Here is a 12,734-nt window from a genome sequence, read left to right on the forward strand (position 1 = left end):
AATTTACGAACTAAATTTTCGCTAAGACGAATTTCCTCGTCCTTAGTCCGCAATCAAGTCTAGCAAAACGACTGGGACCGTTGCGGTGAGCTGAATCGTGCCGTCTGTGAACGGCGCCACCGCCACGCTCACCTGCTGCTCATCCGGACTCGCGGCGAACGGAACTGTCAACGGCTGCTCGTTGTTGACCTGCAGCGTCAGGCTGCCGGCCTGCTCGGCAAGCAGCGAAAGCTGGATATGCCGCGCTTTGGTCGCAATGTGGCAGTATGTTAGCTGCCCGTTCTTACTCAACCGGACCGCCTCGTACTGGCCGGCCACCGTATCAAGCGTGGCCCCTTGGTAGTCGTCAAACGCCCGCGCCGGCAGGCCCTGCGCCAGGTCAAACGGGGTCGGCGCCGTGCCAGCCACGCCCGCCAGCGGCAGGACTTGGTCGAACTGACCACTGGAAAACCCGATTCCAAGTGTGTACGTGCCCTGAGGCAGACTGCTGGTCTGCCTTTTTGCGTCGTACCAGCCAAAATCGGCTAACGCAGCCTGCAGGGTCACGCTGGCTTGCGCGCCCGGGGCCACGGTGGTCTTGGCAAACGTGATCAGCTGCTGGCGATCCGGGTGATCCGCCAGCCGGCACGCCCGCAGGTAGACCTGCACCGTGTCGGTGACAGGCGTGCGGCCGGGATTGCTCAGCGTCACCTGGATCGTCAGCTGATCCCCCTGGCGCGTGGTCGTGGCGTTTTCGAGCTTGAGGCGCCCGTAAGTCAGGCCGTAGCCAAACGGGTAAGCGACCTGCGCGGCCGGTACGTACTGGTAGGTGCGGTGCGTCTTTTCGATGTCGTAATCGCGCATGCTCGGCAGCGGCCACTTGGCGTTGTACCACGTCTGAGCGAGCTTGCCGGTCGGGGCCACCACCCCGGTCAGCACCTTGGCCAGCGCCCTGCCCAGCGACTGGCCGGCGTATCCGACTTCCAGCAGGCTCGTCGCCTTCAGGTCGTCGACCAGGTACGGGTAGCCGGTCAAAAGCAGCCCGATGACGGGTTTGTTCAGCTTCGCCACGGCGTCAAACAGCGCCTGCTGGGCGGCCGGCAGCGTCAGGTCCTGGCGATCCTCGGTTTCCCGCGCGGCAATCAGCGGGTGGTTGCCCGCCGCAATGAGGATCTTGGTGCAGTCCTGCGCTTTCGCCAAGACGCGCGCGATGCCGGTTTCGACCAGGGTGACGTGCCCGATCAAAGCGCCGCGGCCGCCTGCCTCCATCGCATTTTGGTCGCTGGCGCGGAAGTTGTGGTCGACGGCGTACAGCTGGCCATCCGCTTCCAGGACGAAGGCTTCGCGCACGACCCAGTCGTAGACCTCCTTGCCGTGCAGGCCAAGGTGGCCGTCCTCATCCAGCCGCAGGTAGCGGCCAGTATCAACGTCGCGCAGGAAGACTAGGTCATTTTGCCAGCGCTCAACCTCATACTGCCGGTCGGCAACCGTCTTATCCGCGGCATTGCGGGCGTTCGGCGCCAGCGTCAGGGTGGCCCGGTCGTTGGAATTCACGTAGGTCAGCCGCTCGCCCAGGGCCTTGGCCAGCCCCTGGCGCAGCGTCTCGCGGTTCATCGGCAGTGCCGCATACCAATCACGCACGAACCGGTCCGCGGCCGGGCCGGTGAGGAGCACGCGATCCGTCGCAGTCAGCGGCAGGGTGTGGTGCTCGTTTTTCAGCAGCACTGTGCCCGCCGCGTATTCACGCTGAACCAGCGCATCGTGCTGCGCCGTCCCAATGGCCGCCTGGCCCAGTTCTGCCTCGCTGGTGTCCCCATCCAGTTGTCCAAGGCGGGCGCGAACCGTCAGCGTATTTTCGACCGCGCGGTCAATGTCGGCTTCGTCGATGAGCTGCCGCGCCAGGGCCTGCTTAACGCCCATCGTCACCTTCGCCAGGTCGTCGACGAAGCAGTCGATGCCCTTCTTCAGGGCGTCGGCGATGGCGTGCGGGTAGTCGTGGTAGTACTGGTAGTCCTCGACGTTCAGCGTCAACGCGGCGCCGTCCGTCACGATGGTCCCGTCCATCCCCCAGTGGCCCTTCACGGTCTTGCTCAGCTCCGGCGACTGCATCATCGGGATGCCGTTCACGCCGTTATACCCAGTCATCATCGACTGGGCGGCGTGATCGCGGTAGGCGAACTTGAAGACTTTCAGGTAGTACTCGTGCTTCATCCGCGGCATGACCGAATTCGATTCACTGCCGCGCTTGGCCTCCGTGTTATTGGCAAAAAAGTGCTTGGGCGCCGCGGCGACGCGCAGGTGCGCGGGGTCACCCTGCAGGCCGTCAATGTACCCGCCGGCGACCTGACCGGTGAGCAGCGGGTCTTCGCCGTAACCCTCCTCGTTGCGGCCCCAGCGCGGATCGCGCTCCAGGTCAATGGTCGGCGCCCACGGCATCAGCCAGCCCTGCTGGCCGGTGGTGTTGTACAGCGCTCGGGCCTCGGTGGCAACGGCAGTGCCGATTTCTTTGGCCAACTGCGGTTCCCAGGTCTGCGCGAGCGTCAGCGGGATGGGAAAACTGGTGGTGTGGTGAGTCTGCCGGTCCACGATGCCGTGCGCCGCCTCGCCGCCAATGTGAAACTCCTTCAGTCCCAGCCGCGGTACCGGCTGCTGGCTGGTCGATAGCAGCCCAATCTTTTCGCCGACCGTCAGCTGCTTGACCATTGCCTGGGCGCGTTTGCGTGCTTCACTCATGATTAGCCTCCGTGATGTGATACTGAAAATCCGTCAACGTGTTCCACTGCGGCGTGTGCCAGTTGTCCTCGGCAAACAAACCGAACATGACGCCGGTGAAGTTCACCGCGACTTCCGAGGACAAGAACCGCGCCTGGGCAGACCCCAAGTCATGCCGCTGGCCGCCGCTTTCGACCACCAAATGATAGGCGTCCGGGTCCGCTTCCATGATCAGGGTCACCGGCTGAAGCGGCAGCGTGAGCTCATGGTCCAGCGCCAGGGCCGGGCCGACGCGCAGCCGGCGCGCCACGTGCAAGGCCTCGTCCGCCTGCCACACCACGATGTCGTAGTGCTGGTCATTTTCCATGTACGCGGTCAGCCCGACCAAATTCTTGACGGTCTCAACGCGCACGCTGACCGTCACGTTCAAGTGCGCCTGGCGGATCATGAGGGCCGTCGGGGACTCCGCCGGCTCCTCAAGGGCAAAGCCGTTCGGCCGCAGCCCGAGCGTGGTGCCGTCAAAAGCGTAGTGCTCCTGCTGCGGATCGCGCAGGGTGACCCACTCGCGGCCCATCTGCGTATTGGCGAAGGTCAGGTCGTGCGCCGGCGCCTGCTTGACGTCGGCCAGGCTCTTGGCGCTCATCGCCAGGCGCGTGGTCCCATCCTCGCCCGCCGTGAACCAGCCGGCCTCGTCGAACTTGGCCGGGGTCAGGTAGACTTCCCGGCCCAGGGTGTGGTGCTGCGTCCAGCGGTCAAGCTGCCGAAACGCCAGGTGCACCAGGAACCAGTTGCCGTGGCCGTCGTCGACCAGGTCGGCATGGCCGGTGCCCTGGATCTGGTAGCCGCCCAGGTTGCGGTTGGTTAGCACGGGATTACCCGGGAAATTTTCGAACGGACCGTACGGGGTCTTGCCGCGCGCGTAAACCAGCATGTGCCCGTACTCCGTGCCGCCCTCGCTGGCAATCAGGTAGTACCAGCCATCCTTGCGGTACAGGTGCGGACCTTCCAGGTAGCGACCACCCGCGCCGGTCCAGATCACCCGCGATGGCGTCAGCTTCTTGCCGGTCGCAATGTCGATCTCGCACTGGGTAATGCCGTGCTTGCCGGCGTCATCGTCGCCGTTGCTCATGAAATAGGCGGTGTCGCCCTCAAAGTACAGCGACGGATCGATTCCGCCTTGCTCGACCGGGATCGGCTCGCTCCATTCGCCGTGAATGTCGTCGGTCCACACGTAAAAGTTCCCGCCGTGATCCACGTTGGTCGTCACCATGTAGAAGCGGCCGGCGTGGTAGCGCAGAGTCGGTGCGTAAATCCCGCCGTGGGTGTTTGATCCCGCCAGCGGCAACTGACTGGCCCGGGTCAGCACGTGGCCGATCTGGTGCCAGTTCAGCAGGTCGCGGCTTTCAAACAGCGGCACCCCCGGAAAATAGTTGAACGAGCTGGTTACTAGGTAATACGTGTCCTTGACGCGGATCGCGCTTGGATCCGGGTGAAACCCCGGAATAATTGGATTGTGATAGGTCATGATCTTCCTCTTCTGAGGCCGCAGTCGGCCCCCGCTAGTCTTGACTCGCCAGCAGCCCCGCCGTGATCGGCGCGGTGGCCGGGTAGACCTGTTGATACAACGCGTGCAGCTTAGCGTACTGCGCCGCCGCGACCGGATCCGGCTGATAGACCTGCTTGCCGTGCACGAACTGCTCGGCGCACGCCGCAAGGTCCTTGAACCAGCCCAGCCCCACGGCCGTCAGCATGGCGGCCCCGAGGCCCGGACCCTGCTCGCTTTGCAGCCGCACAATCGGCGTGTTGAAAATATCAGCCTGGATCTGCAGCCACAGCGGGCTCTTGGCGCCGCCGCCGATGGATACCAGCTGGCTGAAGGCCTTCCCGTTTTGCCGGTAAATGTCCAGGATGTCCTTGAAGGAGAACGTGATCCCTTCCAGCACCGCCCGGACAAAATCGCCGCGCGTCTGCCGCGCATCCACCCCGACAAAACTGCCGCGCACTTTGGCGTCGGCGTACGGGGTGCGTTCGCCGACGATGTACGGGGTGAAAAGCAGGCCGTGCGCGCCGACACCGGCCGCCGCCGCGCTGTTCACAAAGGCGGTGAAGTCCACGTCTGGCGCAAAGGTCTGCTTGAACCAGCTCAGGCTGAACCCGGCCGCCAGCGTCACGCCCATCGAGTAGTACGCGTTGGGCACCGCGTGGTTGAACAGGTGCAGCTGGCCGTGGTAATCCACGGCCGCATCCGGCTCGTAGGTCAAGACGACCCCCGAGGTGCCGATGCTGCACATCGCCTGGTCCGGCTTGAGAATGCCGGCCCCGATCGCGCCGCACGCGTTGTCCGCGCCGCCGCCAAAGACGGCTGTCGTGGTCGCCAAGCCCGACGCCTGGGCGAATTCAGGGGTGATCGTGCCGACCCGCTGAGTGGCCTCGACCAACGGCGGGCACAGACTCATCGGAATGTCGAAGGCCGCGCAGACCTCCTGGCTCCACTGCTTCTTGCCCACGTCCAGCAGCACCGTGCCGGCCGCATCGGACAGCTCCATCTCAAGTTTTCCGGTCATGCGGTAGCGCACGTAATCTTTCGGCAGCACGAAGCTTTTGGCTTGGGCAAAAATGGCGGGCTCGTTTTCCTTGACCCACAGGAGCTTCGGCAGCGTGAAGCCCTCCAGCGGCCGGTTGCGGGTGATCGCCAAGAAGCGGGCGCCCATTTTGGCCGTGATTTCCTGCGACTGCTTGGTCGTGCGGGTGTCGTTCCACAAGATCGCCGGGCGCAGCGGCTTGCCGGCAGCATCCAGCAGCACCAGCCCGTGCATCTGCCCCGAGTAGCTCAGCCCTTCAATGTCCGCCGGCGCCGCCCCGCCGGTCTTAAGCAGGGTCTGGAGCGCCTTGGTGACGCCGCGCACCCAGTCATCCGGGTTTTGTTCGCTGTAGCCGGGGTGCGGCTGCGCCAGCGGGTACGGTTCACTCGCCTGGGCCACGACGGTGCCGGCCTGGTCGACCAGCAGTACCTTAACCGCGCTGGTCCCTAAATCAACGCCAATAACGTATTTCATGATTTTTCCCTCCACCACAAACGGCGCCCGCACTGCGGGCCAGCAGCTTACCTAGCCTCAGCGCAGTGTGAGCGCCGTTTTTATTTAATCTACTAACGCCGGTGCATCCTACTTCAGGGTGTCGATGATGTAGTGGTTCAGCGTGTCTTCAAGTTCTTCCCAGCGGCCGGACTTGGTTGCGGCGCGCAGCTCGCTTTGCGGCTTGTCGATGATGTAGTCGTTCAAGGACTTGAAGTCTTCCTTGCCGGCTTCGATCGAAGCGCCAATGCCGGAGTCATAACTGCTGTAGCGATCGGTGATGAAGTTCTCAAACACCTTGTCCTGCTTCAGACGCAGCGCCACCTTCAAGCCGGCGGCGAACGTGTCCATGCCGACAATGTGGGCGTAGAACATGTCTTCTGGGGTGAAGGAGGAGCGCCGCGGCTTAGCGTCAAAGTTCAGGCCACCCTTGTTCAGGCCGCCGTTTTCAACGACTTCGTACATCGCCATCGTGGACTCGTACAGGTTGGTTGGGAACTGATCCAGATCCCAGCCGATCAGCTTGTCGCCTTGGTTGGCGTCCAAAGAACCCAGCAGCCCTGCGGAGCGGGCCACGCGGATCTCGTGCTGGTAAGTGTGGCCGGCCAGGTTGGCGTGGTTGCCTTCCAGGTTCAGCTTGTAGGTGCCATCCAGGCCGTATTCCTTCATGAACGCGATGGTGGTGGCGGCATCAAAGTCGTACTGGTGCATCATCGGTTCCTTCGGCTTCGGCTCCAGCAGCAGCTGGCCGGTGTAGCCAATGGACTTGGCGTAATCGGCAGCCATGTGGAAGAACTCGCCGAGGTGATCCTGTTCGCGCTTCATGTCCGTGTTCAGCAGGGATTCGTAGCCTTCCCGGCCGCCCCAGAACACGTAGTTCGCAGACCCGACCTTCTTCGCAGTATCCAGGCCTTCCTTGACCTGAGCGGCAGCAAAGGCAAAGACGTCAGCGAACGGACTGGACGCCGCCCCGGCAACGAACCGCGGGTTGGTGAACATGTTTGCCGTGTTCCAAAGCACCTTCATGTGGGACGTCTTCTGGTAGTCAACGAACATGTCGGTGATCTCTTCGATGTTCTTGTTGGTTTCGCGCAGCGTGTCGCCTTCAGGGGCGATGTCACGATCGTGGAAGCAGAAGAAGTCAACGCCGAGCTTGTCGTAGAATTCAAACGCCGCGTCAACGCGGGCCTTGGCCAGATCCATGCCGGTCAATCCGTCCCAGGGGCGGATTGCGGTACCATCGCCGAAGATATCATCGAGCTTCTGGCCGAAGGTGTGCCAGTATGCGACTGAGAAGCGCAACCAGTCGCGCATCTTCTTGCCGCCAACCACCTCATCGGCGTTGTAGTAGTGGAACCCCAACCCAGATTGCAGGTCCTTTGTCCCCACGTACGGAATCTTGTTCACATTCGGAAAATACGTCTTTGACATTGAAAAAGCCTCCTAGAGATTTGCCTCTGTAAGTTTGTTTGTTTTGCTTACTTACTTCAACGTCAGTGTAACGCTTTCATTTTTAAAAAACAATACGCGGCGGCCAACTTTTTTGACCGCCGCGCATGATTTTTTTAGTTAAAGCTCAGTGCCCCTGACTCCACGTTCAGCAGCTGATGAATGATGATCGACGCCCCGCCCAACAGCGTTGCGTTGCGCACGTCCTTCACCAGGATGACTGGGGGATCGTTCTCCGTGAGTCGCGGCATGTCCGCCTGAATCTTCGAGAACAGCTCGGGGATCGCCGCCACTAACCCGGAGTTCAGCGCAACCAGTTGCGGGGCCATCGTCACCCCGACGTTGTAGATCACGTTCGCAATGGCGCGGCAGAACTCATCGAGGTACTGGTGGATCACCGGATCGCCTGCGCGGTAGCGTTTCACCACGTCCTGACGGCCCAGTTGCGCGTCCCCAGTGTCCTTGCGCAGCCGTTCGATAATGGCGTCCTCCGAATACATCTGCTCAATCGTTGCGGTCGCCGGGGTCTCACCGTCGGCAAAGTTGCCGTTGGTGAGAATGGTGTGCCCAATTTCGCCGGCCTCCCCGCGGTTGCCGCGATAAAGCTGATTGTGCAGGATGATGCCGGCCCCGATCCCTTTGTGGATGCTGACACAAACGATGTTGCTGACCCATTCCTTCGTGTCAAAATCCCGCTCGTAAATCACGGACAGGTTCGCCTCGTTCTCCAAGACGACAGGGACATTAAGCTTCTGCCAAAGCATCTTCGCCACGTCCAAGCCCTTGAAATCGAGCGTTGGCGTGTAGATGACACGGTTCTCGTTGACGATCCCATGCACGGACACGGCCACGCCCAACAGCGGCAGCTGGTCCTCCATGTTTGACAAGTCAGCCATCTCGATCATCAGATTGATCCGCTCTTCAACTGTCATCTCGCCCACTGGATAACGGTCAACGGCGACGATGGTGCCATCGATTTTATTGACCATGCGATCAACAAAATCAAAGCCCAAGTCATAGACGATCACATAGCCGAGATCCGCGTTGAATTGAAGCATCGTCGGCTTCCGGCCCCCGTTTTTCGTGCTGTCGCCCTGCCCCAATTCGATCAAATAATCCCGGCTGAGCAAGTCCGCCACGATCTCCGAAACCGTCACCTTATTCAGGTCGAGGTTCTTGGAGACCTGGCTGCGCGAGATTGGCCCGTAGTTGAAGACCTGCTCCAGCACGTGGCGCTCATTAGTCACCCGTACGGCGTTTTTATTTGCTGCCATCGCTTACCCCTCTTTTGTTCTCCTTACAAACTAACTAGATTATACTCTCTCCAGTCAGCACAGATAGTGCTTATTCACTTTCTGCTAAAAATACTCGCTTTACTGTCATTGTGTCAAAAAAATGCTTCCCCCGAGGAGAAAGCATTCGTTAGTCGCAATCGCCCTCACCCGTTAGAGGCGGAAAGTTTAGGCCATCGCTTCGATTGGAATCGGCTTGTCGACGATCGTCATTTGGGTATCTTTGTCAAAGAAGTGTGCCTTGTTGATGTCAAAGCCGACCTTAACGTTGTCACCAGGGTTGTGGAAGTCGCGCGCGTTGACGTTGGCGACGTACTCCTCGTCGTCTGTCTTCAGGTACAGCTGCTCGGTGGCGCCCAGCAGTTCGGACACAACGACTTCTGCGCCAACGACCGCGTCTGGCCAGGTATCCAGGAAGGCCTGCTCGGAGTGGATGTCCTCAGGGCGCACCCCAAAGATGATCTCCTTGCCGTTGTAACCCTGCTCGTCCAGGATCTTGGCCCGGCCTTCCGGCACCTTCATGGTGATCTTCTTGCCGTCGGAAACCACGCCGTCCTTATAAGTGACGTGGAAGAAGTTCATCGCCGGGCTTCCCATGAAGCCCGCCACGAACATGTTCCGCGGGTTTTGGTAAACTTCCTCCGGCGTGCCGATCTGCTGGATCTGGCCAACCGACATGACGACCACCCGATCGGCCAGCGTCATTGCTTCGGTCTGGTCATGGGTGACGTAAATCGTCGTTGTGTTCAGGCGGCGGTGCAGCTTGGCAATTTGCGCGCGCATGGAAACCCGCAGCTTGGCGTCCAGGTTAGACAGCGGCTCGTCCATCAGGAAGATTGGGGCATCCCGCACAATGGCGCGGCCCAGCGCGACCCGCTGGCGCTGACCACCGGACAGGTCTGCTGGCTTGCGCTGCAGGAATTCCTGCAGGCCCAGAATGTCGGCGGCGTTGTCGACCCGCTTTTTAATGTCCTCCTTGCTGTAGTGGCGCAGCTTCAGGCCGAACGCCATGTTGTCCGCCACAGTCATGTGAGGGTAAAGGGCGTAGTTCTGGAACACCATCGCGATGTCGCGATCCTTCGGGGCCACGTCGTTCATGACCTTGCCGCCGATGACCAGCTCGCCTTCTGTGATGTCCTCAAGGCCGGCGATCATGCGCAGCGTCGTGGACTTCCCGCACCCAGACGGGCCAACGAAAACAATGAACTCGCGCTCCTTGATGTGCAGGTCAAAGTCTTTAACGGCGTAGTCTTCGCCGTCCTCGTAGCGCTTGTACAGATGATCTAGATCAATTTCAACCATATGTATTCCCTTCTCTCACAAGAATAAAGTCTAAAGGAGGCAACCGAAATTTTGGAATTGAGGCGAATCAGGAGCGTCCCCCCGATCTCAAACCGGTTGGTAAGCCATCGCTTTCCCCTTATCGGACAAAACAACCTTCCCCGACTGCTCGGTTTAGATTGTCAGTCCCCCTAACAAACGTTATCCTACATTTCAAACAGAATTGCAAGCGTTTTATATTTTTGGTTAGTCAGCTGTTTCCCTTCTCTTGCTCCCGTCGTCCCACTGGCAAACTGTGTCGCCGCTCCTTACCAACCGAAAAATCCGCCTGCGCGATTAACGCAGACGGACTGAACGTTTCACATGAAACAGTAGCCTGGCGGTAAACCCTCAAGTCACTTGGTGAGGGCGGCAACCGCGTCAGCAATAAACCCCTCGTGGCTGGCTAAAGCCGCCTCAGCCTGAGCTTTAGCAACCTTGCCTAAAATCATGACAATTGCCACCTTGGGCCGCCGGTCTGCCGTCTCAAAATAGTGCGCGGCCGTTTCGCGATCGACCCCCGTGGCCGCTTGGATAATCCGTTGTGCCCGGTCAACTAGCTTGAGGTTGGTCGGCTTCACATCGACCATCAAGTTGCCGTAGACCTTGCCCAGCTTGATCATCGCCGCTGTGGAAATCATGTTCAGGACCAATTTCTGTGCGGTGCCCGCCTTCATCCTCGTCGAACCAGTAACCACTTCCGGACCGACCACCACCTCGATGGTAATATCAGCGTGCTGACTGATCAATGCCTCTTGGTTGCAGCTGAAGGCACCGGTCGCCGCTCCAACCGAACGCGCATAATCCAGGCCACCAATGACATAAGGCGTAGTGCCGCTAGCGGCAATACCAAGCACTACATCATCAGCGGTCAGGTGGTGCGCTTGAAGATCGGCCGCCCCTCCGGTCTGGCTGTCTTCAGCTCCTTCGACCGCGGTGATCATCGCCCCCGGTCCCCCAGCAATCAGCCCCTGCACCATTTCAGGATCAATGCCGAAGGTGGGCACACACTCAGCCGCGTCCAGAATGCCCAGCCGCCCGCTGGTGCCCGCCCCGATGTAAAATAGCCGTCCCCCGCGTTTGAAGCGCGTGACCACTACGTCGACGAACGCGCCGATTGCCGACAAGACCGCGGGCTGGCCAATGGCAAGCGGCACCGCCTGGTCTTGCTGGTTAATGGTCGCCAGAATCGAAGCCGTACTCATGGTATCAATATGCATCGTGTGTGAATTACGTGCCTCGGTTGTCCGTTCCATGATCTCACCTTTTTCTACGTTTATCCTCGCCCTGCCGCCAGCCAGTCCAGGACGGTTGGCAGATGCTCGCGCCAGTACCGCCAGCTGTGCGTGCCAGGGTCAACATGGTAATCGATGTGCAGACCGTACTTGGTCGTTAGTAACTTCATCAAAGCGTCGTTGGCTGGTCGAAACCCGTCGTCTGCCCCCACCGTCTGGTAGAACCGCAGGCGGTGGACTGCTGGTCGCTCGGCGTTCGCAACGAGCGCAGCCAGCTGGGCGGTAGGCAGTTCCTGGTCGTCCGGTCCAAAAACCGCTTCATGGTCCGGCATGATCGGTAAAACGCTATTCAAATCAGCCACCGCCGACATGACGGCGACAGCGCTGAACCAGCGCGGGTGCAGAAATGCCAGGCGCAGAGCGCCATAGCCGCCCATTGAGTTGCCGACCAACCAATTCACCGCGGGCGCCGCGGCCAGCGGCAGCAAGTTCCGCATGGCCGGCAAGAGCTCTTTTTCCAGATAATCACCGTAAGGACTGCCGTACGCCATGTTCATGTAAAAGCTGCGGTCAAACCCCGGCATCACAATTGCCCAGTGATGGTCGACTGCGTACTGCTCGACGGGTACTTTGCGTTGCCAAACCGTACCGTCGTCGCCCAATCCGTGCAACAACCACACTGTCGGCAATTTTTCTCCCGGCCCAATATCATCCGGCAATGCCACCTTAATCAGCGTCTGGCTCATCATGACCGCACTGGTGCGATTAAGGGTGATCAATGCCATGCCGATCACTCCTTTCTAACTTCTCAGAGGCGGCAAAGTTGTGGTGATAATCGGCAATAATCGCGTGAGTGCGGCTGATGTTGTCGGCAATCTCGTCGTAGTACTGGCTCAGATAAAAGTAGTACACGATATCGATCACAAGAAACTGTGACAGCAGGGAATTGGTCGCGGCACTGCGCACCTCGGTCTCCAGCGGACTCGCCGTGTGCAACTGCCAGCGCGTTAGGCGCGCCAGCGGATTATCGCCCACCTTAGTCAAGGAAAGGCTTCTCAGCCCGCGCTTTTTGACCGCCGCAGCGGCCCACACCACCTCAGGTGTCTGCCCGGAATTGGAGATAAACCAGAACAGGTCGCCCGGCCCGGCCGTTTCGATCAGCGGCAAAAAGACGTTGAGCTCTTGGTACATCTGCATGGTCACGCCGGCGCGCATCCACTTTTGATCAATATTCTCAGCCACAAGGTAAGAGGCTCCGATCCCTAGCAGGTAGATCCGCTTGGCGCTGTGGATCTGTTCGACCACGTCCAGCACATTCTCCTTGGCTAGGGTGTCACCAGTTTGGTACAAGGACTGAATGGAGTTATCCAGTAACTTCTCCTTGACCAGCTCGTAATCATCGTACGGATCGATATCCCGACTGCGCGGGCCACTTTGCTTAGCCAGCTCAGACGACAGCGTGATCTTGAACTGGGCAAGGTTGCCTACCTTCGCCCGCTGGAAAAACCGCACGACGGACGCCGGGCTTGAGCCGGCCGCCTGCGCAAGCTGAGCAACATTTTGCTTTAAAACCAGCTCGGGATAATCCACAATGTAGCTCGCGACGCGGTGTTCGGCCGGGGTCAGCTGCGCCCCCAAGCTGGCGATTTGCTGGATGATCTTCATCATGCCAC

Annotated in this window: 9 protein-coding genes; all 9 read right to left on the reverse strand. The window is 60.1% G+C overall.

The window, feature by feature from the left end; genetic code table 11:
* Nucleotides 1–42: 42 nt before the first annotated feature.
* The 9 genes from EKM85_RS05860 to EKM85_RS05900 all read right to left on the reverse strand — a co-directional run bounded on the left by EKM85_RS05860 (nt 43) and on the right by EKM85_RS05900 (nt 12,729).
* Complete coding sequence (locus tag EKM85_RS05860) at nt 43–2,712, reverse strand: beta-glucosidase family protein (RefSeq protein WP_125585344.1); 2,670 nt, start codon at nt 2,710–2,712, stop codon at nt 43–45.
* Complete coding sequence (locus EKM85_RS05865) at nt 2,705–4,216, reverse strand: glycoside hydrolase family 43 protein (RefSeq protein WP_125585345.1); 1,512 nt, start codon at nt 4,214–4,216, stop codon at nt 2,705–2,707. The genes EKM85_RS05860 and EKM85_RS05865 overlap by 8 nt, the downstream gene beginning before the upstream one ends.
* 34 nt (nt 4,217–4,250) lie before the next feature.
* On the reverse strand, nt 4,251–5,750 hold the full coding sequence (gene xylB / locus EKM85_RS05870; RefSeq protein WP_125585405.1) for a xylulokinase: 1,500 nt from the start codon (nt 5,748–5,750) through the stop codon (nt 4,251–4,253).
* Between the two features lie 105 nt (nt 5,751–5,855).
* Complete coding sequence (gene xylA, locus EKM85_RS05875; protein ID WP_125585346.1) at nt 5,856–7,196, reverse strand: xylose isomerase; 1,341 nt, start codon at nt 7,194–7,196, stop codon at nt 5,856–5,858.
* 134 nt (nt 7,197–7,330) lie between these two features.
* On the reverse strand, nt 7,331–8,488 hold the full coding sequence (locus tag EKM85_RS05880; RefSeq protein WP_125585347.1) for an ROK family protein: 1,158 nt from the start codon (nt 8,486–8,488) through the stop codon (nt 7,331–7,333).
* Nucleotides 8,489–8,674: 186 nt separating this feature from the next.
* A complete protein-coding gene (locus EKM85_RS05885) occupies nt 8,675–9,808 on the reverse strand; it encodes an ABC transporter ATP-binding protein (protein ID WP_125585348.1) in 1,134 nt (377 codons plus the stop codon).
* Between the two features lie 374 nt (nt 9,809–10,182).
* Entirely contained in the window at nt 10,183–11,082 is a 900-nt protein-coding gene (gene murQ, locus EKM85_RS05890) for an N-acetylmuramic acid 6-phosphate etherase (RefSeq protein ID WP_125585349.1), read from the reverse strand.
* A gap of 20 nt (nt 11,083–11,102) precedes the next feature.
* Nucleotides 11,103–11,846, reverse strand: coding sequence for an alpha/beta hydrolase (locus tag EKM85_RS05895; RefSeq protein WP_125585350.1), 744 nt, complete (start codon nt 11,844–11,846; stop codon nt 11,103–11,105).
* Nucleotides 11,827–12,729: a MurR/RpiR family transcriptional regulator gene (locus EKM85_RS05900; RefSeq protein ID WP_125585351.1), complete on the reverse strand. Its 903-nt coding sequence runs from the start codon at nt 12,727–12,729 to the stop codon at nt 11,827–11,829. Before EKM85_RS05900 ends, EKM85_RS05895 begins: the two co-directional genes overlap by 20 nt.
* Nucleotides 12,730–12,734 lie beyond the last annotated feature (5 nt).

The sequence above is a fragment of the Lacticaseibacillus jixianensis genome (genome assembly GCF_003946485.1).
GTDB lineage: Bacteria > Bacillota > Bacilli > Lactobacillales > Lactobacillaceae > Lacticaseibacillus > Lacticaseibacillus jixianensis.

Coding starts and splice junctions, on each gene's coding strand:
- xylA (WP_125585346.1), bottom strand. CDS start 7,196: ATGTCAAAGACGTATTTTCCGAATGTGAACAAGATTCCGTACGTGGGG.
- EKM85_RS05860 (WP_125585344.1), bottom strand. CDS start 2,712: ATGAGTGAAGCACGCAAACGCGCCCAGGCAATGGTCAAGCAGCTGACG.
- EKM85_RS05900 (WP_125585351.1), bottom strand. CDS start 12,729: ATGATGAAGATCATCCAGCAAATCGCCAGCTTGGGGGCGCAGCTGACC.
- EKM85_RS05895 (WP_125585350.1), bottom strand. CDS start 11,846: ATGGCATTGATCACCCTTAATCGCACCAGTGCGGTCATGATGAGCCAG.
- murQ (WP_125585349.1), bottom strand. CDS start 11,082: ATGGAACGGACAACCGAGGCACGTAATTCACACACGATGCATATTGAT.
- EKM85_RS05880 (WP_125585347.1), bottom strand. CDS start 8,488: ATGGCAGCAAATAAAAACGCCGTACGGGTGACTAATGAGCGCCACGTG.
- EKM85_RS05865 (WP_125585345.1), bottom strand. CDS start 4,216: ATGACCTATCACAATCCAATTATTCCGGGGTTTCACCCGGATCCAAGC.
- EKM85_RS05885 (WP_125585348.1), bottom strand. CDS start 9,808: ATGGTTGAAATTGATCTAGATCATCTGTACAAGCGCTACGAGGACGGC.